Source organism: Thiothrix unzii (genome assembly GCF_017901175.1).
In the GTDB taxonomy this organism is placed as follows: domain Bacteria; phylum Pseudomonadota; class Gammaproteobacteria; order Thiotrichales; family Thiotrichaceae; genus Thiothrix; species Thiothrix unzii.
The window spans coordinates 3,216,022-3,242,927 of sequence record NZ_CP072793.1 but is presented as its reverse complement, the minus strand read 5'-3'; the positions used below and the strand labels follow the sequence as shown (position 1 = coordinate 3,242,927).

Sequence of the window (26,906 nt, the reverse complement as noted above, 5' to 3'; positions counted from 1 at the left end):
TACCACGAATCCTAGGGCGCATTTACGCTGCGTGCGTTGTCACCGCGACGGGGGCAACCGGCAAAATCAACATCGACTGCCCACACTGCTCTTTCGCCACCTGATTACGCCCATTACGCTTAGCACGATATAAAGCACGATCCGCTGAATTTAATAACATAGCGGGGTAAACCACCGCTGCATCTGGCTGCTGAGATTCCCCTAAACGGCTCGGTGCACAACAAGCCACACCAATACTCACCGTTACAATGCGAGGTAATGCGCCATCCGCGTGTGGAATCCGCAATTCCTCAACATTTTTACGCAACACTTCTGCCAATTTCACCGCATCTTCCAACTCGGTATTCGGCAATAAAATCGCAAACTCTTCACCACCGTGACGTGCCACTACATCTGACGCACGCCGCGTTACCGTTTTCATCGACTGCGCAATGCGTTGCAAACACTTATCACCTTCGTGATGCCCGTGCTTATCGTTATAACGTTTAAAATGATCCACATCGACCATCAGCAAGGACAAAGTATTGCTATCACGTGCGGCGCGTCGCCATTCTGTTTTAAAAATCGCATCAAAAAAGCGGCGGTTAGGAATTTGTGTCACCGGATCGGTGTGTGCTTGCTCCTGCATTTGTAACTGGGTTTTGCGTAAATCATTCAGCAAATGCGTTACAAACCGCGAAGTCATCACCAACAAGATCCCCAATAATAATGTCGCTACTGCCAATGCTTGTTGCGCGGGCTGACTTGACCACAATAGATTGATCGTGACCGGCGATAAAACCACCCCAATCTGTAAATACAACCCCACAGACGATAACGCCAGCACCGGCATAGCAGCAATGACCGCCGCGACCAGCAGCAATACGTGCGTCGCCTGCACCAGCACTTGCGTAGAAAATAAAATCACCCCGGAGACACCCCACAATGCACTCAGCAACGTAGAATAAATTAAATAACGCCGCCCAAACGCCCTCACACTATCCGGCGTATGTGCGTAGGCTGGTGTTGGCGCGAAGCTTTGCCCAAATACCCAACGCCAGCCACCCAATGCCACAATAGCCACGTACCACAGCGCGGCTAATAACACCGGTTGCTCGCCCTCAAGCCAATGCAAAAATACAAATAAACTGGCGGCAAAGAAATTACCCCAGAACCACATGGCTCCGTGACGTAACAAAAACGCGAGTTGCCCTTGTAACAAGGCAGATGGCAGGTCGACGAATAAATCAGCATTTTTCTTATTCATTGGTGTTGCTTCAATAGGGGAGAGGCGCGTCACTAGTACGCTATGTCAATGATCATAAATGTAAATTATTGAATAGTACAAGCTAAAAAGATAATCAGTCTTTTTCAGCAAAAATTGTGCAATAAATTCCAGTAAACAGCGTGTGGTTCGCCACCCTTAATTACTCTCCGCGCACACTAAAAAACGCCTTTTCACTCAATGAACCGCTATTAAAATCACCAAGGATTATGTTCTCATTGACATCCCGCGCGTGGACAACCCAACTGTAATAACCACCCGCTTGTAACACTTCGGCAGGAATAGCCACTTGTGGCTTATCCAATAGTTTGGATTCAAAGACCAACTTATTGGCAAATTCATCACGCACGAATACCTGATAATGCTTTGCACCACTCACTGCGTCCCACTGCAACTGCTGGGGCAGCGGAATATCATCCTCAGTATTGGGTAATAGTTTAGTGGCAGGCAACAAGCGTCCCATCACCACATAATCGGTGGCAGTGTGCACAATGCCTGCCTTATCCGTTACCCGGATGCTATACCAACCATCTTTGCTACCACTCGGAACCGCAAGGTCATTCAGGAATACCCGTTTTTCTGGCTTACCCGCAGGATGGACGCTACGGAAATTATCCAAACTTAACTCACCAACGGAATGACCATCTGGGGCTAGCACTTCCATTTTTACTACTTGCGCAAACTGCTGGGTACTGAATAATGCTTTAAAAAAAGCGGGGCGTTCTGGCCAATTACACAAATGTAAATCAAAAAATCCCATGTCATTACGGTGTGGGTCTTGGGTAAACAACGGTGGCAATGCCTCCTCCGACCATGCGCCTGTGGGCAACAAAACAGCAATGACCGCAAACCAACGTAAATTAAATAACATGAATACACATCCTTATGCCTTCAGGCATTCCTTAAGTTAGCATCCCTTAGCCGCAAGCTAAGACTGCGCATAATGCCCAGCGACAATTCGGGGCAACGCAAAATCAATTGACGTAAACGCTGTTTTTCCAGTGCGAAGACGATTACATCTTCCAATGCATAAGCGGTGGCAGAACGTGGCAAATCATCCAGCAAATTCATTTCACCGAAACACTCCCCAGCCCCCAATTCAGCAAGGCACTCGCTGCGATTACCTGTGCGCAAAGAAATACCAACCCGCCCCGCCTGCAAAACGTACATATGATCACCAAACTGGCCTTGATCAAAAATATGCTCGCCCACCAAGTAACGTTCTTCCTCCATCGCCAATGCGACTTGGCGCAAGTCATCGGTACTCACTTGGGAAAACACACTGGACGATTTCAACAATAGGATAATTCGGTAAATATCTACTGCCATAAGCCCCTCACGTCTGGCGCATCAAAACATATTGGGCGCATCCCTGTAACCACGGATCAGGTTGACCGGAACACCAGCGCACTGCTGCCAATACATCGGGGAATTGCTGCCTATCGACCTGTACCTCCTGTTCCAACACTCCACACAAGGTTTTTTGAACACCTCGGTGCGGTAAATACAGCAATGCCTCTCGTGCCGAACCTTGTAAACAGCGATCCCCGGTTTCCAAACCTGCCCGGATTACCTTGATGGCATCCGCATTGCGCGACGTTTGTAACGCTTGTAAAGCAATTTGCAACACGGCGTTGACGCGCTCTTTCACCACAATCAGCAACAGTTTCTGTGCATCATCAGGTGTTTGCATCTGCTTTAACAGCATCCAAACCATGGCGAATTGTTGTGCCTGCACGGCTTTACACGTTGCCACATCTTGCAAATAGCTTTGCTCCGCTTCATCTTTCAGCAATTGCCACACAACAGCCGATTGCATCCGGGGCGTACCGCGTTGCAGTAATGGTTTAAGCCCCTGATTCCCCACTTGCTGCTGAATTTGGTTAACCGCCAATTTACGTACATCAGGATGCGGGTCATCCAAAGCCGTGTGTAATAAACGATAACCACTGGCATGACCCTCACCACCGCACACGGCAACACAAGCAAGGCGCAATGCCGGATCATCTTGCTGTAATGCTTTACCCAATACGGGCAATAACGGGGCAAACTGGGCAGTCGGAAGCAGGCGTAATGTTTTTAAAATTGCCTGCTGTAACACACCGTCACCACCTAACCACAAATGCAAGACACTGGCGGGAAAATCCGGTGGCATAACCGGGTTTTCATTATCAACAGAATTACCCTGTTGATGATTAATGCTACGCAACAGGCGCAAACCTAACAAATTGCTAGACACCTCCTGGGCTTGCAGCAACTCATTCCAAACTTCACTGGCACTTTGCCAGAGCGTCGTTTGAAACCCGTTAACATACGCACCATAGACACCGCTGGCTTGGGTACGAGGACAACTACTCAACAGCAACATGCTGGGTAGGGCGGCTATCGCAGGACTGCGCACATGAAACAATACCCACAATATTGCTGCCGCATGGCTAGGAGCGGCAGATGGCAGCAGATTAAGTAACGGTTTTTCCAGATAGTCTCGCCCCAATGGTGTCAATACACAGAGAAGTTCATCATAAAAAGTAATATCCGCCGTCATTTTAAGTCGCCCCATAACAACAGTAACTGCCTGTTCGGGAAATGCTTGGACTAAGGTATTGGCAAATGCCAAGGCAACTTGAGGATCTTCCTGATAAACGCCATCCCGTAACGTTTGTAACAATTTGCTGTCCGGTTTTTCGGATAAAAAATCCCGATTCGTTTTAAAACTGAGTTTACGCTTTAAATAGGTTATTATTTCATCCAGATACGCAATATTCATCCGCCAGTTACAATAACCGTAAACAAGAGCCGTAGCCATTCCAACCCAAACCATCGTTGTAGTATCAAACCAAGATTGCAGCAACCACAATCCCAAACCCGATACCAATAAAGCTAAGGGAATAACCACTGCCAGGATCATCGCACGAATACGCCCTTGGGCACTTGCAGGCAATACTTTTAACATGATTTCCCATACCGGATCACGAAATGCATTCATCAATGCATCACGGTTAAAGCTCCCCATAACGGCTGCGGGTAAACTAAAGCTAAAAAATAATGCCAACAAGCTAGCAAAACTGGTAACAGGAAAAATTAGATTAACATTTTTTACCCCAAACCATTGGAGCAAGCGATTGGTCAGTAGCACTTGCAGTAATAATCCGACCACACTGTTAATAGTCGTCAATATCCCAAAAAACTGTGCCATTTCTGTTTCATTGGTAAATGACTGGCTAAAAACCACATTGATTAAATAAGCGATTAAATAAAAAGTTATCACTAAAAAGAAAAGCGATGCCATTGCCGCTTTTAATAAAGGTGAATAATGCATGAGTCGTATTCTCATCCCTACCTCATGCATTATATGTAAAGCCCCTGATGTTTGTTTAACATCAAATCGAAAAAATGGTGAGACACCGCGCCGCTTATGCCAGAATCGCACTAAAATAAAAGTTACAGCAATAAATAAAAACCATATAAATAAAAAGTGCTGTATGTTTAAGAAAGACACCAATCCAACCAATAAAAAACCACCAAAGACAATACCCACCTGAGAGCCAGCCATAATAACTGAGGTCAACCGCTTGCTTTCTTGGAAATCTAAATTTTGTGATAAATACAGACTGATATGAATCACCAATAATTCTGAAAATATTTCATACAGCATAAAATATAGAGGGTAGAGTATATCGAGTTGCAGCGTACTGATTCCCCACCAACACAACAACAATATGCACCCTAACAACCCCAATAAACGTTGAAATCCACGCTCCGCAGACAAACGCGCTAGTGTAGCTGCATAAATGATGGCACTACACGCAAGGGCAACCCCGATCAGCCCATACATGAGTGGCAAATTCTCGACACCATAACGTTTTAGAAACAAGGTGTTGGCAACGGCATTACCAATGGAAAGTCCACCTTCCACCAGAAAGAAGATGGTAAAGAAGTAAACCACACTGGCACGTTCACCGGGACGAATGAGTAATGCCTGCCAAAATTTATCCAATATCTACATCCTTGAAGAATAAAATTTATTGTTAATTATTATTGAATTTATGCACTACTTAATAGCTTTAATGAATCCATTGGTAAGATTGTTGCTACAGTTTATCTGACTCAGAGAAAATACCCTAAAAATACGCCTATACTTGACCGTTATCAATACAAATAAATCACACCGCATTCAAGGAGGAAGCCCTATGGCTGAGCACAATCGCAGAATTATTATCATTGGCGGTGTAGCCGGAGGTGCATCTTGTGCAACCCGGTTGCGCCGTCATAACGAAACCATTGATATTATTTTATTGGAGCGAGGGCCTTACGTTTCTTTTGCCAATTGCGGTCTTCCTTATTACATTGGCGGCACGATTCAAGATAAAAATAGTTTATTTCTTGCTAATGTGGATTTATTTAAGGAACGATTCCGTATTGATGCACGAATTCTAGCAGAAGTGACGAAGATTGATCCTGCCACTAAAACGCTGACGGTATTGAATCATCAAGATGGGACAAGTTACACCGAATCTTATGATGAGTTAGTACTCGCTCCCGGTGCAAGACCCATTCGCCCTGATTTACCGGGCATCGAGTTGGCAGGGATTTTCTCACTGCGCACTGTCCCGGATAGCCAACAGATCAAGGACTGGATTCAAAACCATAGAGCCAAACGTGCCGTGGTCATCGGTGGCGGTTTCATCGGTTTGGAAATGGTGGAAAACCTTATCCAATTAGGCATCCATACCTCACTGGTGGAGCGTAACTTGCAAGTATTGCCCACATTAGATCAGGAAATGACCATTCCCTTGCGCACGATTTTGCAACAACACGGTGTTGCTCTCTATCTAGGTGATGGCGTAACCGCCTTTACCCAAGGAAAGCATGGCCTGAATGTACATACAGAAAGCGGGAAAATACTGGTGGCTGATTTGGTGATACTTGCTATTGGTGTCACCCCAGAGAACAAATTGGCACAGGATGCTAGCCTCAATTTAGGTTTGCAAGGTCATATTCTGGTCGATAAAAATCTGCGTACTAGTGATCCTTATATTTATGCGATTGGTGACTGTATTGAAGTCAGAAATGTTATTTCCGGCAAAAAAACAGCATTACCCCTAGCGGGGCCCGCTAACCGTCAAGGTCGAATTGTTGCAGATATGTTAGTGGGGCGCGGACGTTTTTTTCGTGGCGTACAAGGTACAGCAATTTGTGGATTATTTGGTGTCACTATTGCCAGTACGGGGTTAAATGAAAAAACCTTGAAACAACATAATGACATGGAATATGGCGTGGTATACGCTCATCCCAACGACCATGTGAGTTATTATCCCGGTGCAAAACCAATTTTTATTAAGTTATTATTTGATAAAAATGATGGACGTGTATTAGGCGCACAAGCAGTAGGTGAAGCAGGGATTGCCCGACGTATTGATGTGATTGCAATGGCTATCCAAATGAAGGCCACAGTCTTTGATTTGGAAGAAGCCGAATTATGTTATGCCCCTCAATACGGTGCGGCAAAAGATGCAATCAATGTTATTGGCATGATTGCCGCCAATGAAATGCGCGGGGATTTATCCATTACACATTGGAATGAAATGGGTAAAACGGGCAGTGTGGTATTGGATGTGCGCGAAGCCCATGAAGTTGCCACCCGTGCTTTGCCCAATGCTATCCATATCCCGCTCAATAGTTTGCGCCAACGCCAACATGAATTACCCAAACATCAGGAAATCCAAGTTTCTTGCGCAGTGGGAGCGCGAGCTTACAATGCTGTGCGTCTTTTGAGCAATTTAGGTTTCCGTGCCAGCCTGTTATCCGGCGGGGAAAAGACATGGTTTAATTTGGACAATTGCCATACCGATAAGGTTGCTTGCCATGCAGCACGTGAGCAGATGGACTTTATCTTGTCTTGGGAGATTATGCGGGAAAACTTACCCGACAATATGGACTTATCGGCTGAACTGGCCTTGCTGCACAATCCCAAAGTGTTTATGAACCTACCTTTGGAAAATGTCGCAGAAGCTTTCCGTCGCATGGAAACCATCACTGCCACAGCCAACCAAGAAATCATGAAGCAAGGTGAAAAAGGTAACTATTTTTACATTATAAAAGAAGGGCTTGCTGAAGTTTGGCAACAGGGGCTTTACGATGATACCCAACAAAAAGTTGCAGAATTGGGCATAGGCGATCATTTCGGCGAAGAAGCCTTAGTCACAGGCGGAACGCGCAATGCCAGCATTAAAATGGTGAGTGATGGCGTGTTATTACGCTTAAGCCGCGAGGATTTTCTGGAGCTTATTCGTCAACCATTGGTGCAAGAAGTTGAAGTGGATACAGCTAAAGTCTTGATAGCACAAGGTCATAATATCTTAGATGTGCGCTATGAAGAAGAATATGAGGAAGGCCACATTCCCGATGCCATTCTCATCCCGTTACCGGAGTTGCGCTCACGCCTCAGTGAACTGGATAACAGCAAAAATTACCTAACCTGTTGTCTCTCAGGTAAACGTAGTGCCGTTGCTGCCATGATCCTGCGCCAAAACGGTTTTCAGGCTTTCGGATTACACAACGGTTTAAACACATGGACGGATACGCTGGAGTCTTCTTATGCAAACTGAAGAAAAATCGGTAGAGCCACACGATGTGCTGAATGTTTTCAGTGCCATTGTTAAAGATAATCGTCAAGCCATGGCGGAATTCAACCAAGCCATGCAACGTCGCGAAGAATTAAGCATACGTATTGGACGACGTACCACCCAAATTTTACGTTATGGTGTAATCGGAATGTTATTGATTAATGGGATTTTATTTTTTCTGGTGCAATCACTATCGCGACATATTCATGATATGTCGAATAATATCCAGACCATTAGCACTAACGTCACCGAAATGGAACGCAGCTTTAAACTGGTCAACCAGCAAATGGGTGTCATGAACCAATCCATTGGTACGATGCAGGCCAGTACCCAATACATCAATTACCACCTCGGTATTATGACCGGGCAGGTGGGAATGATGAGCCAAGATGTTGATAAAATGTCATCACCAATGCGTTTTTTCCCATTCCGCTGACAGATAAAGCGAAGAAACCTAGTCTCCTCTCAGGTGATCATCCACCAAAAAGATTCCCTGAACTTGATTGTTAGCATCTGTATCGTCAATCATACCAAAAGCCCCGGTAACGGCGTTGGCATTATCCCCGACGAAATCGCCATCAATAAAACCTGTTACGGGGCTGCCACCACCATCAGTCGCACCACTAACAATAGGTGATACAGTGCCATTCTGGAAGTTCAAGGAAAGATCGCCATTCTCAATTTGCCCATTAAAGCGACCATCCCATACTTGGGTCGTGTCACGAACGAAAATTCGACCATTTTCCACCGTCGCTGCATCAAAGTTGACGTTCATGGTTGCACTTAAGTAACCAACATCCCCCCCGGTACTCTCGGCTAAATAACCGACAGTGTTCCCGTAATACACGGTTCCGGTTTTAGCACCCACAACGTCTGGAGCAGAAGGTTGGTATGCTGACCAGATCAACCCGTCAGCATCTCCAGAAGGTGATTTTGGTGATGCAAGATTATCCTGCATATCATAACTATCCCATTTCCCCCAACTAACTGGATAACCGCCAATATTTTGCTGAAAAGAATTAGCTTGTCCCGAACTCGTCGTGAGCAATTTGCCACCGGCTTGAATGGAAGGGTTGGCTACATCAAGGGCATTGGCACGGCCTGATTTAATACTTATTGAGCCAATACCAGAGGCTAAGGGAGCAACGCGCCCCGCCGCTGGCAATACAGGATTTTGTTGTCCTAAGATAAACGCATTCAGTGGCAATGGGGGATCTGGTGTAGGTGTGGGCGTACTTACAATACGGGATTGCCCATCTTCGGAAAGCTCACTGCCGTCACGTGTTTCATCCTCCGAACGGACACTAGGGCGATGCCCATCCTGAAAATTCTTCGGCACTTGTTTCTGGGGTTGACAATCCCCTTGTTTGGAAATGTAGATGTACTGAAAATCCTGCCCATCACCCAGCGTTGCCTCACATTTGCCATTGCGGGCACTGACTTTTACTTTGCCTTCCCAAACGGCAACGTGCATCCCACCGGGCACAAGCACAACTTCGTACTTTGTCCCACGAATTCCAATCGTCGCCAATGGGGTGTTCAGTTGATAATCGGCTTTATCTTTCTTACCAAATGCGCCAGTAATGGTACGCAAACCACCTGACAACAAATCCATCGTAACCTCACCATCGGCGGCAATGTCTGTTTTTGGTTGGTATTCAACCAAACGTAATACGGTATTTTCCTGCAAACTGAGGTAAGCGTTGTCCATCATGCGTAATTGAGCAAACGCATTCCCCCCTGTGCGTATAATATCTTGCTGAAACACCGGGTCTTGGCGTTTCAACTCACGTTTAGCCTGCTGCCCTTCCGCACTTACTGCCCCCTGTGCCAGTAAAGTTTTACCAATCGGGGATTCTGATGCCGCGAGGCTCAAAGGTGAACATAACAACACCACAATGACATAACGCTTTGGAAAAACAGGAGTGCTGCTTACATTTTTTTGGATAATCATAAATTACATCCTGTCAAAAATGGTAATTGATGCCAGTTTTGACATAACGTTTATCGGTGTCATACAACCCCAAATTACTGTCGTTATCTGTATGACCTGCTTCTGCAAATACGGAAGTGTTTTTACTGACACGAATTTGATGCCCTATTTGTAATGTAACGCGGGTATCTTTACGTTTTTGGTTATAAATAGGGTCTTTAGCCTGATGCTGGCGTTGTTGCACATTCAATCCAACGGAGGATGAATGTCGGCTATTCCGAGACTGTAAACTGAACTGTGTAACTGCTATATAACGTGAATCCCAAGAAGGAGCAGTAACATGGAACGCCTCGACCCGAAACTCATGGATGACTTACTCAGCGATTGCAAAACGCCTGCTGATGTCAAAAACCTTTACAGCCAGCTCTTGCAGCGGATGATCAACCGCAGCTTGGAAGCCGAATTGGATGTGCACCTAAACTACGACAAGGGTGAGCGTAGCGAAGCCGGGCAACGGCGCAGCAATACCCGTAACGGCAAAGGCAACAAGACCATCAAAGGCGAATTTGGTGAGTTGCAGGTAGAGACACCGCGTGACCGTGATGGCAGCTTTGAGCCGAAGTTGATACAAAAACGCCAAATACGGTTAGCAGGGATGGAAGAACACATCCTGACGCTGTACGCCAAAGGCATGACCACCCGCGACATCGAAGACACGATCAAACGCCTGTACGGGGTGGACATCTCGCATACGCTGATCGCGGAAGTAACCGAAGCCGTTCAGGGCGAAGCTAAAGCGTGGCAGACGCGAGCACTGGATAATATCTACCCGATTGTCTGGCTCGATGGGATTGTCGTTAAAGTTCAACAAGATAAGCAGGTCATCAATAAATCAGCCCATGTGGTATTGGCGGTCAACTTACGCGGTGAAAAGGACGTGTTGGGCATCTGGTTGGCAGAAAATGAAGGTGCCAAGTTCTGGTTATCGGTCTTGACGGAACTACGCCACCGGGGCGTACAAGACATCTACGTGGCGTGCATGGATGGCTTAAACGGCTTGCCTGAAGCCGTCAACGCGGTCTTCCCCAAAACGCTGACCCAGTTGTGCATGGTACACATGGTTCGCGCCAGCTTGCGCTACGTCACCGCCAAGGATACCAAAGGTGTGGTCGCTGCCCTCAAGCGCATTTACCAGTCCAGCACTGCTGAAGAAGCCGAACACGAACTGGAAGCCCTCGACACCGAATGGGGTAACAAATACAAAGCAGTCGTGCGTCTATGGCGCGGTAACTGGGCGAATGTCATCCCGTTTTTCCAGTTCCAGCCGGAGATCCGCAAAGTGATTTACACCACCAATGCGATTGAATCCCTGAACATGAGTTTGCGCAAGTTTACCCGCAACCGGCGCATCTTTCCCAATGACAGTTCAGCCCTCAAAAGCCTGTATTTGGCGGTACGCGAAGCCTCGCAAAAGTGGTCGGTCATTCACCACTGGAAACCCGCTTTGCAGACTTTTTTACTTATGTTCGGTGAAGAGCGGGTTCCGCTCTCCGCCCTATGAAAAACGTGTTACACAGTTTATTTGACAGACTCGCTATTCCACGTATGCACTGCACTATAGCCACCCCCAACCATATCCCTGCTAAAACGTCGACCGGCCTCTTCCTCTGGATGCTCATGTCCTGCGAAAATATCGACCTGATGGCGGGTATTATTTCCTGTGGTAAAACGGTATTGCCCTGTGGCTTGGATACGTTGGTTATCTTGAAGGGCTTGTTGTTTATTTTTAATATCTTCCAATGTCAGTGAGGCGGCAACCACATGACCATTACTAAGATCGCGGGCAACCACACCTTCCAACGCATTACTGCTGTTGTAAGCTTTTTCATCCACATATAACGCCTGATGACGGGCACTCACTTGGTATTGGAGTTGGCCTTGAGTCAAGGTTGTGCCGACCTCTAGCTCACCTTCGCTAGTACTGAACGCTTTGGACTGCGCATAACGCTTATGCCCCAGCTTACCCTTTACAAACCAGGTTCGATCAGGAGATTGAATGTAACGATAAGCTTCCTGCCCTTGAACTTCAGTGAAGGCAGAATCCTGTGCCACCGCACTGTCTTTCAATGTGACATTTCCAAAAATCGGGGTGTTGATAATAGATTCACCAACGCCTGCATTCATATTGCTATCATAACCAACTGCTATAGTTGCCATACCATTTAGGACGGACTGCCGCGCTTGTGCGCTACGCTTTCCCAACTGCTGGATATAGGCATTCACCTTTTGGCGTACCCGTGCTGGCGGGTTAAGTTGCAATACATCACGAAATTCTTTTAAGGCAGCTTGATCATTATTGAGTTTCAGATAAGCCCGTGCCAGTTCCAAGCGGGGACGGATAATGCCCGGATGATGTACAACCACACGATCAAGCGCAAAAACCGCTTGATCATAATTTCCAGTTTCTAATGCCGCCACACCATAAAAGAAATCAAAACGTGGATCACCTTCGTAAGTATCTTTCAAACTTTGTGCAGTTTTCCATGCCTCTGGGTATTTCTCTTGCTCGATTAATGTTGCTAATGGCGCAATATTAGCTTGAGCTAAACTAGGGGAAGCTAATGCACAGGCAATAGAAAAAACTTTGGTACTGGTTTTAAACATTAATAAATTCTCTACTGACATGCATCATCTGTTGGGGTATTTTTTCTTTGAGTGTAGTTACTATTTTTGATTTTGTCTTCTTGCTTATAGACCACTAATCTTTTTAATAAGACCACTTGGCTGTTGATGTGCTATATAAGTAACATTTGATACTAAAATACATAAACACGCTTAATCATTTGGTGAATGAATTGATAAAAGTCTTTCAACACATCAGGGTTTCACCACTTGCTGTCGGAATTGGCTTACTCATCTTTTTTTGCTTGTTGCACTTAGGCCACATGCCTTTTGCCAACAGTTTTATACAACGGATTGATGCGCTTACTTATGATTTACGACTGCGCCTCAGTACAGAAAGCGCATTGAACCGAGTACCACCTATTGTCATCGTCGATATTGATGAAGCCAGTTTACAAGAAGAAGGGCAGTGGCCGTGGAGTCGTCGGAAACTTGCACGATTGGTAGAGATATTAAATAAATCAGGTGCGGCAGTCATTGCTTTTGATGTCACCTTTGCCGAGCCAGAGGAAAATCCGGTTGATACCATATTAGCCAATATTCCACCGGAACAATCCACGTTACAACCCGACTTAACAGGTTTGCGTGACGTGCTGGATGCTGATCAAATATTCGCTAACATCATTAAAGATAAAGGCATTATCTTTGGGTATTTATTTCATCATGATACTCATTTTGAAAAAGGTGTGATAAAGCCAAGTAACTTATTATGGGATGAAACCATTGATAGCTTACCCAATGGTTTGATCATGCGTGGTTACACCGCAAACCTTGAAAAACTAACCAATAATGCTGCTCATAACGGTTTTTTCAACGTTTTTCCTGATGATGATGGCGTGATACGTCGCAGTCCATTAATCCTTGAATTTTCAGGAAAACTATACACCTCACTCGCTTTAGAGACGGTACGCCATTATTTGGGGGCAGAAACTGAACCGTTGAATATCAAGACCCAACGGGTAGGCAATGTAGATGTGATTACCCATATCTTATTAGCAGGAAAAAGTATCCGTACCGATGCGGTTGGACAAATTAATGTACCTTTTCTAGGAAAGGCTGGATTATTCCCTTCTCTATCTGCTTCTACGGTATTACACGGAAAAATCACCACTGACCTGACTGATGCTATTGTACTGATAGGTACATCGGCTAAGGGCTTGGCAGATATTAGGACAACGCCCTTTCAACCAGCCTATCCGGGTGTTGAGGTACAAGCTACTTTAATTCATGGTTTATTAAACCCAGAGATACTGCCCTTTACCCCTGAGTGGAGTGATGGTGCAATTATCACGGAAATGCTCTTGCTTAGCCTGCTGATGTTATGGATTTACCCAAACCTCAAACCTAGCCAACTGATATTCATCGGTACAATATTATTGTTAAGTGTTATTTTATTTAATATAGGGTTGTGGGAAAAATGGCATATTGCCATAACTTTATTTTCACCTGTTTTATTGGTTTCCACAACGAGTAGCTTTTTTATATTGCACCGTTTGTTAAAAGAACACAGCACGCGCCAATACATCCATGATGTTTTTGGGCAATACGTGCCACGGGAGCATATTAAACGTTTATTAGAAAATCGCATCGCATTAAATACTGATGGTGAGCGTCATGAAATGACTGTATTATTTTCAGATATACGCAGTTTTACCGCTATTTCCGAGCATCTAACTACACAGCAACTCAAACGTTTCCTGAATCATTATTTAACCCCGATTACCGCCATTATTTTCGATCACCAAGGGACGATTGACAAATACGTCGGTGATTTAGTGATGGCTTTTTGGGGTGCGCCACTGCCTGATCCTGCTCATGCGGAACACGCGGTGTTGGCAGCATTAGCAATGCAAACCAAAATCCAAGCGATGCAGGATGAGTTTAAAACCTTAGGACTCAAGCAAACGGTTGCTGCTGGGATTGGTATCAACACAGGCGAAATGAATGTGGGTGATATGGGGTCGGAATACCGGCGGGCGTACACTGTCCTCGGTGATGCTGTCAATCTGGGTTCACGTTTGGAAAGTTTAACCAAATACTACGGTGTTGGTATTCTGGTCAGTGAAGACACGGTATTGCAATGCCCAACACTTGCTTTCCGTTTGATTGATTTTGTCCGGGTCAAAGGGCGTAACGAAGCCGTGCGGATTTATGAACCCGTCGCCCTGCGCCAACAGCTTACCCCTGCCACCAACGAACATTTGGTAAAACACCAGCAAGCATTAGATAGCTACCGCAACGGACAATGGAAAATTGCCCAACAACAACTGATCACATTAGCTGCGGAAAATGCAAGCCACGCCCAGTTATACCATTTGTACTTGCAACGCATCGCAACCCACGCGGGGCAAGTGCCCGATGGTTGGGATGGCAGCTTCACCCATCACAGCAAATAACCCATGCATAGGAATGGATTGTGACTCAACAAAACACTAACCCTTTCAATGGCTGGGAACTGTTCCAACGGCTTGAAGAGGCGGACATTCAGCGTATTTTGACAACAACTAACCAGCGCATCTTCCGCAGTGGGGAATCGTTATGCCGCCAAGGTGATAGCGGTGAAAGTATGTTCCTGATTTTGTCGGGGCGGGTGCGAATGAGCCTACAGCGTGGGGATGGTGGCGAAGAGCAATTATTAAATATTCTGCATCGGGGTAATCATTTCGGAGAACTGGCATTACTGAGCGGCAGCCCGCGCACTGCATCCGCCACGGCACTCATGGATACGCTGGTATTAGAAATACCCAAAGATAACTTTTTCACGTTATTGAAAACGATACCTGAGTTTTCTATCAATATCAGCCGAACGATTGGCAATTGGTTGCGTACTGAGTTATCAGGAAAAACCCACCGAAATAAGTTAAAAATTATTGCCATTGTCCATGCTAATCCTATTACCGGCATTCTTTCACAACGACTGATTAACGCTATTGCCCGTAATCATCGAAAAACTCTGGTATTTTCCGACCGCACTGAACAATGGATTGCTCAACACTCCGTGCACTTATATCCGCTACCCAATGAGCAAGAAACCGTTAACCCAGTAAAATTACAGCAACTATTCGCTCAAACAGCGGATGGCGAATGTTTATTTGTTGATATTCATGCGGCGCATGTCAATCCGATACTTCTCATGCAATGTGAACGCATCTGGTGGCTTGCTGAACAGGATAAGCCATCCCATACCTCAGTATTACAACCTATCAAGGGCTTATTACACCAACAACCCGTGTTAGGTAGTCGTTTGCAAATGGTATGGGTGCAAGCCAGCCTTGGCAGCTTAGCCCCACCGCCGCCACAGTTAATCGGCATTAGCCAAAACGCCGTGCGTTGTCAGTATGACCCTGTGACTTACCAACTACGCGATGCTGACCTAGCAAGATTCCAACACCTCATGCAGGGTATTCAACTGGGCTTGGCATTAGGCGGTGGGGGAGCAAAAGGTTTGGCACACCTTGGCGTGTTAGCCGCTTTTCAGGAAAATGGTCTCTATTTCGATCAAATTGCAGGAACAAGTGTCGGGGCAATTATTGCCGCTGGGTATGCGAGTGGACTTGATTTGCCGCATTTGCTGGATTTGTTCAATCGTGAAATGACTCCACCTTGGTGGATGCGTTATTTACCCAAAGGCAGCACATGGCATTTAATGGGCTTATTCCGTTTCCATTTGGTGGAAAAACGTTTCCGCCGTTATTTGCACGATTATGTGTTTGAACAACTGTTATTACCAACGCATATGGTGAGCGTCGATTTAATCAGTGGTAAAGCGGTTATCCGTTCCAGCGGCGATCTGGTAAACAGTGTATTGGAGAGCATCAATCACCCGATGCTAGGTGTACCCATTTTCCGTGATGGTAAAGCCTTGGTGGATGGTGGGGTGCTGATCAATGTTCCCACTTCAGTATTGCGCCAACAAAAGATGGATTACATTGTTTCTATTGACGTTGGTAGCCAGCTCTCCCCGGATTTTGGTGGAAATGCCCGAACAAACCTCAAAACCACAACGGCTGGTTACTTCTCAACACTCAACCGGGTACTGGAAGTTAGCTATCAAAGCTTGTCCACACTGCATATGACGGATAGCGATTTCCTAATTAAGCCAAACACCTCAAGCTGTGCTTTTGAAGATTTCACTGCTGGCTCGCGTTTATTTGAAATAGGTTACGAGGCCGCGATGAATGTTATGCCCGACCTCAAACAAAACTACGCAACCTTGCTTGGTCAGGTTTAAACGGGCAAGCAAAAACCTGCCCGTTCCTAACGACTTGGGTAATCCTTACTTCTCCAACTGCGTCACATCGCGCACCGCACCGCGTGATGCCGAAGTCGTCATTGCGGCATACGCCTTCAACGCCGCACTCACGTAACGTTCACGGTTCACTGGCTTCCAACCAGCTTTGCCAAGTGCCTCCATCGCCGCACGTCGGGTTGCCAGCACTTCATCGCTAATACGCACATTGATGGTACGGTTCGGAATGTCGATGTCGATCATGTCGCCTTCTTCCACCAAACCAATCGCGCCGCCTTCTGCCGCTTCCGGTGAAACGTGACCGATGGACAAGCCCGAAGTGCCGCCGGAAAAACGTCCGTCAGTGATCAGCGCACACGCCTTACCCAAGCCTTTCGACTTGATGTACGAGGTGGGGTAGAGCATTTCCTGCATTCCGGGGCCACCGCGAGGGCCTTCGTAGCGAATCAACACGATGTCACCCGCGACGATTTTATCGCCGAGAATGCCTGCTACCGCGTCATCTTGCGATTCAAAAATACGTGCAGGGCCGGAGAATTTGAGGATGCTGTCATCCACCCCAGCGGTTTTGACCACACAACCATCCAGCGCGATATTACCGAACAATACCGCCAAACCGCCTTCGGTACTGTAAGCGTGGGCTTTGTCACGGATACAGCCGTTTTCACGGTCAATATCCAACGTATCCCAGCGTTTGCTTTGGCTGAACGCCACTTGTGTTGGCACTCCACCGGGGCCTGCGCGGAAAAATTCGTGGCGTTTGGCATCGTCGGTCAGGCGCACATCCCACAACGACAATGCTTCCGCCATATTCGTCGCGTGAACTGTGCCGACTTCGCGGTGCAATAATCCGGCGCGGTCGAGTTCGCCAAGAATGCCGAATACCCCGCCAGCACGGTGTACGTCTTCCATGTGGTAAAGCTGGGTGGAAGGCGCAACTTTACACAATTGCGGCACTTTACGGCTCAAACGGTCGATGTCGTTCATGGTGAAATTGACTCCCGCCTCTTCCGCCGCAGCCAGCAAGTGCAGGATGGTATTGGTCGAGCCACCCATCGCAATGTCCAAACACATCGCGTTTTCAAACGCTTCCATTGTTGCAATTGAGCGCGGCAATACGGATGCATCGTCCTGTTCGTAATACCGTTTTGCCAAACCGACAATGATGCGCCCTGCTTCAAGGAACAAACGCTTGCGGTCAGAATGCGTCGCCAACGTCGAGCCATTCCCCGGCAAGCTCAAGCCCAATGCTTCGGTCAGACAGTTCATCGAGTTGGCAGTAAACATGCCGGAACACGAGCCGCAAGTAGGGCAAGCGGAACGTTCCATCGTTTCCACATTTGCGTCGCTTTCGGCACTATTGGCGGCGGAAACCATTGCATCCACCAAATCCAGCTTCACCAGCTTGCCACCGATGACCGCTTTACCGGATTCCATTGGCCCGCCGGAAACGAAAATGGTGGGAATATTCAAGCGCAGCGCGGCATTCAACATCCCCGGCGTGATTTTGTCGCAGTTGGAAATGCACACCAGCGCATCGGCGCAATGCGCGTTGACCATATATTCCACCGCATCGGCGATCAGTTCGCGCGAAGGCAGCGAATACAACATCCCGCCATGCCCCATCGCAATGCCGTCATCCACCGCAATGGTGTTGAATTCTTTCGCGACACCGCCTGCGGCTTCGATTTCCCGTGCCACCAGTTGCCCCATGTCTTTGAGGTGGACATGCCCCGGCACGAATTGGGTGAAGGAATTGGCAATGGCAATGATGGGTTTCTGGAAATCCGCATCGGTCATGCCGGTCGCACGCCATAAAGCGCGTGCGCCAGCCATATTGCGACCGCCAGTGGAAGTGCGGGAACGGTAAACGGGCATGGTGTACTCCTGACAACAAAATCTTGCAAAGTGGCATTCTAACGCTCAATCAAAGATTCGTCACATATTGCGGGTTTGAGGTCAGGGCAACCGCATATAAACTCTCAATCAAATAAGGCTTTGGCACGGCAGTATCCTCTCATGCGGCTTTGTTTTGTTCTGGATTCATGCATCATGCCCGTGGAGCGAATAGTGGCGCGTATTGCTAAAGGTTATGGCGCGTATTGATGATCCGCGCCATTGTTGCAGTTGGTAGTAATACCTCCGCGCATCCGCAACGATTCGGCTTTATCAGGGTGTCACAAACCTGTAAGATAAGCACACTCAAATTTGTGCAAAATATAAGCGAGTGATCCATGCTGAACGCTCATCTTTCCCCAGGGCCGCTACCGTCGCGGATGCAACTGACCGCTGATGGTCAACTGAAACATTTCCTTACCGTGGAAGGGCTTCCCCCGTTGTTACTGGAAGACATTCTCAAACGTGCCGAGCAGTTTGTGACCGTCCCCAATAAACAGCAGAAAAAAGCTCCGTTGTTACGCGGCAAAACTGTGATGAATTTGTTTTTTGAGAATTCAACACGCACCCGCGTTACCTTTGAAATTGCCGCGCAACGCCTCGGCGCGGATGTCATTAACCTCGATATTCGCACCTCTTCAGCCTCCAAAGGGGAAACCCTGCTGGACACGATCCGCAACCTTGAGGCGATGAATGCCGATATGTTTGTGGTGCGCCATGAACACGCGGGCGCGGCGCATTTTATTGCGCGTTATTGCGCTCCCCATGTCAGCGTGTTGAATGCGGGGGACGGGCGGCATTCGCACCCCACGCAGGCAATGCTGGATATGTTCACGATTCGCCAGAAAAAGGGCAGCTTTCAACCGCTGAAAGTCGCGATTGTGGGTGATGTGCTGCACTCACGGGTGGCGCGTTCCCAAATTCACGCATTAACCACACTGGCAACAGGTGAAGTGCGGGTAGTTGCGCCGAAAACCTTGGTTCCTGCTGGCATTGAAAAAATGGGCGTGAATGTGTTTCATCGCATGGAAGAAGGCATTGCCGATGCCGATGTGGTGATTATGTTGCGGCTGCAACGCGAACGGATGCAAACCGCGCTATTGCCTTCCGAACGCGAGTTTTTCAAGCTGTATGGTTTAACCCAAGAGCGCATGGCGTTAGCCAAACCCGATGCGATTGTAATGCACCCCGGCCCGATTAACCGTGGGGTTGAAATTGATTCGCAAGTCGCTGATGGCAATCAATCCGTTATTTTAGAACAAGTTACCAACGGCATTGCGGTGCGCATGGCGATTATGGCAATGATCATGGGGCCAAAAACCGGAGGTGTGTTATGAGCCTGTTGATCCGTAATGTCCGCGCCATTGATCCCGCCAGTGGTTTGGATGGTTTGCGCAATATCCTGCTGGATGACGGGCGTATTACTGCGATTGCCGAAGCCTCAGCCGGATTTACTGCCACCCAAGAAATTGATGCCAGTGGTTTGTGGGCATTTCCCGGTGGTGTCGACCTCGCGGCGTGGTTGCGCGAACCAGGGCTTGATCACAAAGCCACCTTGAAAAGCGAGACTTACGCTGCCGCCGCCAGCGGTATCACCACCTTGTGTTACCAACCGGAACCGGGGGTAAATTTCGACAGTGCCGCGCAGGTCAAACTGATTGACGATTTAAACCGGCAAGCGGGATTTGCGCGTGTCGCGGTGTTGGGCAATTTGACCCAAGGCTTAAAGGGCGAACAGCTAAGCAATATGGGCAGCCTGAAAAAAGCCGGTTGCGTCGCCGTCACCAATGGCTGGCAGCCGTTTAAAAGCCTGCAAACCCTGCGCCGCGCCATGGAATACGCCGCGACTCACGAGTTAACCGTGTTTGTGTACCCGCTGGAACACGCGCTGGCAGCCGGTGGCTATATGCACGAAGGCGAAGTGTCGGCACGTTTGGGTTTCCCCGCGATTCCATCCGCAGCGGAAACCGTCGCGGTGGCACAAACCCTCGCGTTAGCCAGCCATACCGGAGCACGGGTGCACTTTTGCCGGTTATCTGCACGTTTAAGCGTTAAATTGATTCGTCAAGGCAAGGACAGCGGTTTAGACATTACCGCCGATGTCGCCGCACACCAATTATTCCTCACGGAAGTTGATGTCAGTGATTTCAACCCGTTATGCCATGTGATGCCACCATTACGCTCCTCACGTGACCGCGATGCCTTACGCGAAGGTTTAGCCGACGGCACGATTGACGCGATTTGTTCGGATCATCAGCCGCACGAAATTGATGCCAAACTCGCACCATTCCAGCAAACCGAACCCGGCATTGCAGGGCTGGAAACTTTATTGCCACTGACGCTGCGTTTGGTGGAAGAAAAAGTGTTAACCCTGCCCGAAGCCTTACGCAAATTGACCAGCAACCCCGCCCGCATTATTGGCAGCGAAGCAGGCCGTGTCCGGGTCGGCGCACCAGCGGATTTAGTGCTGTTCAACCCTGATAGCTTGTGGGAGTTAGACCTTAACCACTCGCACAGCGCGGGCAAAAACACCCCGTTTGCAGGCTGGAATTTCAGCGGTGCGGTACAACAAACCTTCGTCGCCGGAAAACGGGTGTTTCATGTTTGATATTGCCCTTTACCAACCCGAAATTCCCCCGAATACTGGCAATATTATGCGCTTGTGTGCCAATACCGGTTGCCGCTTGCACTTGATTCATCCGTTGGGGTTTTCCTTGGATGAAAAACAAGTACGCCGTGCGGGGATGGATTACCGCGATTTAGCCGTGGTGCAGGAACACGCCAGTTTCGCCGCCTTTAGTGTAGCGATGCAGGGGCGGCGAGTGTTTGCGTTAAGCACCAAAGTTAACCGCACTTACACCCAAACCGCCTTTGAACCCGGTGATGTGGTGTTGTTTGGCCCTGAAACACGCGGTTTACCGGAAGCATTGTTGTTAAGTTTGCCGAATGAGTTGAAATTGCGCGTGCCGATGCTTGCCGATAGCCGCAGTTTAAATTTATCCAATACCGTGGCGGTGGTGGTGTATGAAATGTTACGTCAACACGATTTCCCGGAATTGCGGTAAACTCAGCGCATGAAATTGATACGCCACATTACCCCCGCCTCAGACGCTGCCCCCGGTTGTGTTGCCACCATCGGTAACTTTGACGGTTTGCACCAAGGCCACCGTGCGGTGATTACGCACGTTGAGCAACAAGCTGCCGCACGCGGTTTACCCGCCACCGTGATCAGTTTTGAACCCTTGCCGATTGAGTTTTTCCGCAGCCCGCCACCGCCACGTATTTATGCGTTACGCGACAAATTGCGCTTGCTGCAATCGCTGGGGGTAACACAGTTTGCGTGCCTGCGTTTTGATCAGCAGCTTGCTAGCATGGAAGCGGAAGATTTCGTGCAAGACATCCTGCTCGCGGGTTTGAAGGTGCGTTATCTGGTGGTGGGCGATGATTTTCGCTTTGGTAAGGGGCGGCGCGGTGATTATCACTTGTTGCAGCAAATGGGTGCGGCGCACGGCATGGAAGTGGTGGATACCCCAACCTTATTGCACACCGATGAGCGCGTCAGCAGCACCCGCATTCGTTTAGCACTGAGCACCGCCGAACTGGAACTAGCTACCACCTTGCTGGGGCAACCTTACCGCATTTCCGGGCGGGTACGTCACGGCGATAAACGCGGGCGCACCATCGGCTTTCCGACCTTAAACCTGCGCGTGCCGCAACACGTTGCCTTGCGCAAAGGCGTTTACGCGGTACGAGTTATGGGTTTGGGGGAAACTGCGGTGTATGGCGTGGCAAACGTTGGGGTGCGTCCCACGGTGCATGGCATGGAAAACCGTTTGGAAGCGCATTTATTCGAATTTAATCAACAAGTTTACGGCAAACACATTTGCGTGGAGCCTGTCGCTTTTTTGCGTGATGAAATGAAATTTTCATCATTTGACGATCTCAAAACGCAAATTGCCCGCGATGCAGAACAAGCGCGGGCAATCTTCAGCCTTTCGCCCCCTTCCACCCTTGCGGGGGAAGGGTTGGGGATGGGGGGTTAACGGTTAGTGTGGTAACCCACTACCAATTCCACTTCATTGCGTGAACCCATTACCACCGGTACGCGCTGGTGCAAATCGCTGGGTTGGATTTCCATAATACGTTCGTAAGCAGTGCTTGCCATGCCGCCCGCTTGCTCAACGATAAAGCCCATTGGGTTGGCTTCGTACATTAAGCGCAGTTTGCCGGTTTTGCCCGCCGCTTTCATTTTGCTATCCATTGGATAAATGAAAATGCCGCCGCGTGTCAGGATACGGTGAATTTCCGCTACCATTGATGCAACCCAGCGCATATTGAAATCTTTACCACGCACGCCTTCTACTCCCGCCAAGCATTCGCCGATGTAACGCTGCATTGGTGGTTCCCAGTAACGCTGGTTTGATACGTTGATCGCAAATTCTTTGGTATCCGCCGGGATTTTCACGTCTTCGCGGGTCAACAAGAATTCGCCGCAATCTTTATCCAGCGTAAACATATTTACGCCTTTGCCGGTGGTCAATACCATAATGGCGGATGGCCCGTACAAGCAATAGCCTGCTGCCACTTGGGTAGTGCCGGGTTGCATGAAATCGGCGGCAGTAGGGTTAGTTACGCCTTCTGGTGCTTTGATAATGGAGAAAATCGTACCCACGGATACGTTAACGTCCATATTAGAAGAGCCATCCAACGGGTCAAACGTTACCAAATAGTGACCGCGTGGAATGTGCTTAGGCAGGTTATAAACTTCGTCCATTTCTTCAGAAGCCAGCGCGGCAGTATGACCACGAGACAACGCTTCAATCATCACGTCATTGGTGATGATGTCCATTTTCTTTTGTTCTTCACCTTGCACGTTTTCAGAACCGGCGGAGCCAAGCACGCCGATCAGGTCGCCTTTGCTGGTCAGGGCGGCAATTTTCTTGCAAGCCAGTGCAATGTCGTTCAATACGCAACTGAATTCGCCGGTTGCGCCGCTGTATTTACGTTGTTCTTCGAGGATAAATTGTGTGAGTGTGGTGCCGATTTGGTGCATAACCCTAGTTCCCAAGAATAAAAAATCATAAGATCACAGCCATTAAAGCTGCCAAAGTGAGTATATCAGAGGATTATGATATTCTTATTCGCTGCTTGCAAACAAAAAAAAGGCGAATCCGAGGATTCGCCAGAACTTGCGAGGGAGTATTATAACTTTTCAGTATTGCTAGTTAGTGTGTGTAGTGTGTCTATCAAACAGCGATTTAACCGCTCATCTAAGCAATCATGTCGGTGGTCAACGAGGTTGGCGCGTTTCACTATGCTTATCTGCTTTGATCAGGAGGTTAGTCGTAGCGAACACAGCATCGGTTCAAACAAAATAAAAAAAAAATTTACAGGGATGATAACTTCATCATCCTGATGCTTGAAATAAACCAAGTATTTGATTTTGTTGAGGTGGTGGTTGATTGATAAACGTTAAGTAAAATTTTTATCGGTAAAATCAATTTGATTAGAACCAAATGGATAACAAGAGCGACATAGTGATGGAAGGCTATCCACAAAGTAACGCAGAAGAGATTCCCGACGGTATCGGCAGGCCAACCGATGCCATCTTGTTGGAGAGAATTGGGCGAGGTGATCAGCAGGCTTTCAGCCAATTGTATTTGTACTACCAGCCAAGACTGGTTAAGTATTGCGCTCGCGTATTGCGCGACGATTTGGCGCAAGCGGCTGATGTTGTGGATGAAGCTATGTTTGATATTTGGCGGTCAGCCGGTAGTTTTGCCGGACGCTCCAAGCCATCAACATGGATTTACTCCATTGCCCGCAACAAAGTGATTTCGTGGTTACGTAAAACCTCGGAAGTCGGGCTAGATGATGAATCCTTGTTGGAGGCGTTGGTTGATCCCGCCGCTACGCCCCATGAGGAGTTGGCAATGAATGACATGAAGCAGCAGTTGCTGCGGCTGATAGACCAATTGAGTGATGAACACCGCGAGGTCTTGAGGCTTACTTACTTTGAGGATTTATCTGTCAAAGAAGTCGCTGATTTATTGGGGATTTCGGAAAATACTGTCAAAACACGTATGTTCTATGCGCGAAAACGCATGGCGCAATTACTGGATAAGGCAGGCATTACTAACGTTGACTTGTAAGCATATTGAGTAACACTGTTATGAGCCTATTCCCACAAGGCGATCCGATCGAAGAAGCGCGTTTGCTGTTACCTTGGTACATTACTGGCAAGTTGAGCGAGGCTGAACGCGAATACGTTGAGCGCATGTTGGCACAACACCCGTCGTTGCAAGCAGAGCACCGCGATGAACTGGCTATGGTCGGCTTGATCCGAAACAATGCCAGTTTGCTGCAATTGAGCACGATGGATTCAACTCCGCAACGCCTTGATAAGTTAATGAAGCGTATTGAGCGTGAAGCCCGCCATGCCGAGCCGCCCGCTGTCGCACCCGCAGAGCCAGCACCGATACCACGTAAACCGTCAGCACAGGTCAAACCTTCATGGGCTGATTTCTTACGCCAATTGATACCGAGTGCGACTTGGTTGACCCCGGCGAATGCAGTATTTGCTACGTTATTGGTGATTCAGGCAGGTTTGCTGGGGTGGTTTAGTCAGTCGTCACTGGCTCCTGGCTCAGAAAGCATTTATGTATCCGCCAGTGTCAGCGAGGCTCCGACAACAGTTGCGGTGACGAAGGGCATGACCTTATTGGTTGGGTTTCGTGATGAGGCGCAAATTCAGCAATTACGTCAGTTCCTGCATCAATGGAATGCTCATATTATCGACGGCCCGGATAATAACGATTTGTTCCGGCTACAGGTGCGTGATGTTCCCGCTGCTGATCAACGTTCCGAAGTGATCCTAGAGCAAATGCAACAGGATCAAAACGTGATTGCTTTTATTGGGCGTGAGTTTTAAATACCACCATGACACTGATCCGCACCGTACCTACGCGCTGGGCTTACCCCTTGTTATTGCTCAGTTTACTGAGTATTTCCGGGTGTAGCACTCCACCAGAATATAAAATTATCGGTAAAACAACCAATTCAACAACTTGCCAAGTCAGTGCTGCATTGTGCATTGAAAGCCACGTCTTCCGTGCGGTTGATTACGAAAAAGACGAAATGCTCATCACCTATGACAGCAGCAAACCGGCTGAAGTCGCTGATGACATTTTGAAAAAATACCGTTTGCGGGCGAAACGCAGCGATAGCCTCGATAGTGTCAAAACCACGATGATCACGGCTGCCACCAATGGGCAAGACCCCATAGATTTGGTTGCGGCAATCAAAAAACAAGAAAAAGAAGTCGATGCCAGTACCAGTAATTTTTACACGACGGCCAATGTAGGCAACAACGATCTTTACCCCATGAACATGACCGGGGTAGCGGCGGCGCGTAATCGTACCGGTAACAGCGGTGCGGGTGTCACCATTGGGATGATTGATACGCCGGTTGACATGACCTACAACGATTCTTTGCAAGCGTCGATTGAGCGTATCGACTTAGTAGCCCCTGGCGATGAACGCAACCGCCTGCACGGTACAGAAGTCGCAGGAGTCATGGTGAGTCGCAATCCGCGCATTGGCATTGCTCCGCAAGCACGTTTGGTAGCCATCAGTGCCTTTAGCACCAACCCGGCAAACCCGGATCAACGCCGTAGCAACTCTGGTCTTGTGGCACGCGCTCTGGAAATCGCGATGGATCAAGGCGTGGATGTATTAAACTTGAGCTTTGCGGGCAAATCCGACCCGCTGGTGGATAAGCTGGTGCAGGCGGCGGTGCAACGCGGCATTGTGGTAGTGGCTTCTGCCGGTAATGAAGGCCCCGGTGCGCAACCGTCTTACCCCGCAGCACTACCCGGCGTAGTCGCAGTCACAGCGGTGGATCGTGGTGAACAGGTGTTTGGACGTGCCAATCGTGGTGATTACATCAGTTTAGCAGCCCCCGGCGTGGGTATTTTAACCACTGCCCCACGCGGTAGTTTTCAGGTTAGCAGTGGTACATCGCTTGCCACTGCGCACGTTTCGGGTGTGGCTGCGTTGCTGATGTCAGCAAACCGCGCACAATTTAACCCCAACGTGTTAAACAATACCGCGATTGATCTTGGCAGACCGGGGCGTGACAGCGATTACGGTTATGGCTTGGTCAATGTGGAACGCGCACTTACTTCGCTGGGCGCACGCTAAAACACACCAAAACTTGATCTGTAGCAAGAAACCCACCGAATCTGCCCAAGCGTT

The 26,906-nt window shown here is 48.2% G+C and carries 21 protein-coding genes; 12 read left to right on the top strand and 9 right to left on the bottom strand.

The genetic code is table 11. The features are described 5' to 3' along the window. Window positions 1–22: 22 nt before the first annotated feature. The 4 genes from J9260_RS16230 to J9260_RS16215 all read right to left on the bottom strand — a co-directional run bounded on the left by J9260_RS16230 (window position 23) and on the right by J9260_RS16215 (window position 4,583). Entirely contained in the window at window positions 23–1,246 is a 1,224-nt protein-coding gene (locus tag J9260_RS16230; protein ID WP_210218753.1) for a GGDEF domain-containing protein, read from the bottom strand. 160 nt (window positions 1,247–1,406) lie between these two features. Next, entirely contained in the window at window positions 1,407–2,135 is a 729-nt protein-coding gene (locus J9260_RS16225; protein WP_210218752.1) for a hypothetical protein, read from the bottom strand. 20 nt (window positions 2,136–2,155) lie between these two features. Further along, window positions 2,156–2,593, bottom strand: coding sequence for a cyclic nucleotide-binding domain-containing protein (locus J9260_RS16220; RefSeq protein WP_210218751.1), 438 nt, complete (start codon window positions 2,591–2,593; stop codon window positions 2,156–2,158). A 7-nt stretch (window positions 2,594–2,600) separates the two neighbouring features. Continuing rightward, window positions 2,601–4,583 carry a HEAT repeat domain-containing protein gene (locus J9260_RS16215; RefSeq protein WP_210218750.1) on the bottom strand — a complete coding sequence of 661 codons (1,983 nt, stop codon included), beginning with the start codon at window positions 4,581–4,583 and terminating at the stop codon, window positions 2,601–2,603. 820 nt (window positions 4,584–5,403) lie between these two features. On the opposite strand from J9260_RS16215, the gene J9260_RS16210 reads away from it, so the two are divergent. Next, window positions 5,404–7,872, top strand: coding sequence for an FAD-dependent oxidoreductase (locus J9260_RS16210; protein ID WP_210218749.1), 2,469 nt, complete (start codon window positions 5,404–5,406; stop codon window positions 7,870–7,872). Continuing rightward, entirely contained in the window at window positions 7,862–8,326 is a 465-nt protein-coding gene (locus J9260_RS16205; protein WP_210218748.1) for a hypothetical protein, read from the top strand. Before J9260_RS16210 ends, J9260_RS16205 begins: the two co-directional genes overlap by 11 nt. Before the next feature lie 18 nt (window positions 8,327–8,344). On the opposite strand, the gene J9260_RS16200 is transcribed toward J9260_RS16205, so the two are convergent. Then, window positions 8,345–9,844, bottom strand: a complete 1,500-nt coding sequence (locus J9260_RS16200; RefSeq protein WP_210218747.1) for a FecR family protein — start codon at window positions 9,842–9,844, stop codon at window positions 8,345–8,347. 13 nt (window positions 9,845–9,857) lie between these two features. Then, a complete protein-coding gene (locus J9260_RS18710; protein WP_281419482.1) occupies window positions 9,858–10,133 on the bottom strand; it encodes a DUF2860 family protein in 276 nt (91 codons plus the stop codon). 30 nt (window positions 10,134–10,163) lie between these two features. On the opposite strand from J9260_RS18710, the gene J9260_RS16190 reads away from it, so the two are divergent. Then, on the top strand, window positions 10,164–11,384 hold the full coding sequence (locus tag J9260_RS16190; RefSeq protein ID WP_210217517.1) for an IS256 family transposase: 1,221 nt from the start codon (window positions 10,164–10,166) through the stop codon (window positions 11,382–11,384). A 17-nt stretch (window positions 11,385–11,401) separates the two neighbouring features. Here the strand turns inward: J9260_RS16190 and J9260_RS16185 are convergent, their stop codons facing one another. Continuing rightward, window positions 11,402–12,487 (bottom strand): tetratricopeptide repeat protein, encoded by a 1,086-nt coding sequence (locus tag J9260_RS16185; protein WP_210218746.1) that lies wholly within the window; start codon window positions 12,485–12,487, stop codon window positions 11,402–11,404. Window positions 12,488–12,669: 182 nt separating this feature from the next. Here J9260_RS16185 and J9260_RS16180 point away from each other — a divergent pair, with 182 nt between their 5' ends. Beyond that, window positions 12,670–14,901 (top strand): CHASE2 domain-containing protein, encoded by a 2,232-nt coding sequence (locus J9260_RS16180; protein WP_281419400.1) that lies wholly within the window; start codon window positions 12,670–12,672, stop codon window positions 14,899–14,901. Between the two features lie 20 nt (window positions 14,902–14,921). Then, window positions 14,922–16,736: a patatin-like phospholipase family protein gene (locus J9260_RS16175; protein WP_210218744.1), complete on the top strand. Its 1,815-nt coding sequence runs from the start codon at window positions 14,922–14,924 to the stop codon at window positions 16,734–16,736. Window positions 16,737–16,781: 45 nt separating this feature from the next. On the opposite strand, the gene ilvD is transcribed toward J9260_RS16175, so the two are convergent. Further along, a complete protein-coding gene (gene ilvD / locus J9260_RS16170) occupies window positions 16,782–18,632 on the bottom strand; it encodes a dihydroxy-acid dehydratase (RefSeq protein WP_210218743.1) in 1,851 nt (616 codons plus the stop codon). Between the two features lie 356 nt (window positions 18,633–18,988). Here ilvD and J9260_RS16165 point away from each other — a divergent pair, with 356 nt between their 5' ends. Genes J9260_RS16165 through ribF form a run of 4 tightly spaced genes read left to right on the top strand, consistent with a single transcriptional unit; the run spans window position 18,989 to window position 22,693 of the window. Then, entirely contained in the window at window positions 18,989–19,987 is a 999-nt protein-coding gene (locus J9260_RS16165) for an aspartate carbamoyltransferase catalytic subunit (RefSeq protein ID WP_228292346.1), read from the top strand. After that, window positions 19,984–21,258, top strand: coding sequence for a dihydroorotase (locus J9260_RS16160; RefSeq protein ID WP_210218742.1), 1,275 nt, complete (start codon window positions 19,984–19,986; stop codon window positions 21,256–21,258). Before J9260_RS16165 ends, J9260_RS16160 begins: the two co-directional genes overlap by 4 nt. Beyond that, complete coding sequence (locus tag J9260_RS16155; protein WP_210218741.1) at window positions 21,251–21,715, top strand: tRNA (cytidine(34)-2'-O)-methyltransferase; 465 nt, start codon at window positions 21,251–21,253, stop codon at window positions 21,713–21,715. Before J9260_RS16160 ends, J9260_RS16155 begins: the two co-directional genes overlap by 8 nt. Before the next feature lie 9 nt (window positions 21,716–21,724). Continuing rightward, a complete protein-coding gene (gene ribF / locus J9260_RS16150; protein ID WP_210218740.1) occupies window positions 21,725–22,693 on the top strand; it encodes a bifunctional riboflavin kinase/FAD synthetase in 969 nt (322 codons plus the stop codon). On the opposite strand, the gene J9260_RS16145 is transcribed toward ribF, so the two are convergent. Further along, window positions 22,690–23,703 carry a class 1 fructose-bisphosphatase gene (locus J9260_RS16145; RefSeq protein ID WP_210218739.1) on the bottom strand — a complete coding sequence of 338 codons (1,014 nt, stop codon included), beginning with the start codon at window positions 23,701–23,703 and terminating at the stop codon, window positions 22,690–22,692. The genes ribF and J9260_RS16145 overlap by 4 nt on opposite strands. A 463-nt stretch (window positions 23,704–24,166) precedes the next feature. Here J9260_RS16145 and J9260_RS16140 point away from each other — a divergent pair, with 463 nt between their 5' ends. Genes J9260_RS16140 through J9260_RS16130 form a run of 3 tightly spaced genes read left to right on the top strand, consistent with a single transcriptional unit; the run spans window position 24,167 to window position 26,852 of the window. Beyond that, window positions 24,167–24,802, top strand: coding sequence for an RNA polymerase sigma factor (locus J9260_RS16140; RefSeq protein ID WP_246499490.1), 636 nt, complete (start codon window positions 24,167–24,169; stop codon window positions 24,800–24,802). A gap of 20 nt (window positions 24,803–24,822) precedes the next feature. Further along, window positions 24,823–25,581, top strand: coding sequence for a hypothetical protein (locus tag J9260_RS16135; RefSeq protein WP_210218738.1), 759 nt, complete (start codon window positions 24,823–24,825; stop codon window positions 25,579–25,581). Window positions 25,582–25,589: 8 nt separating this feature from the next. Beyond that, window positions 25,590–26,852, top strand: a complete 1,263-nt coding sequence (locus J9260_RS16130) for a S8 family serine peptidase (RefSeq protein WP_210218737.1) — start codon at window positions 25,590–25,592, stop codon at window positions 26,850–26,852. Window positions 26,853–26,906: the final 54 nt, after the last annotated feature.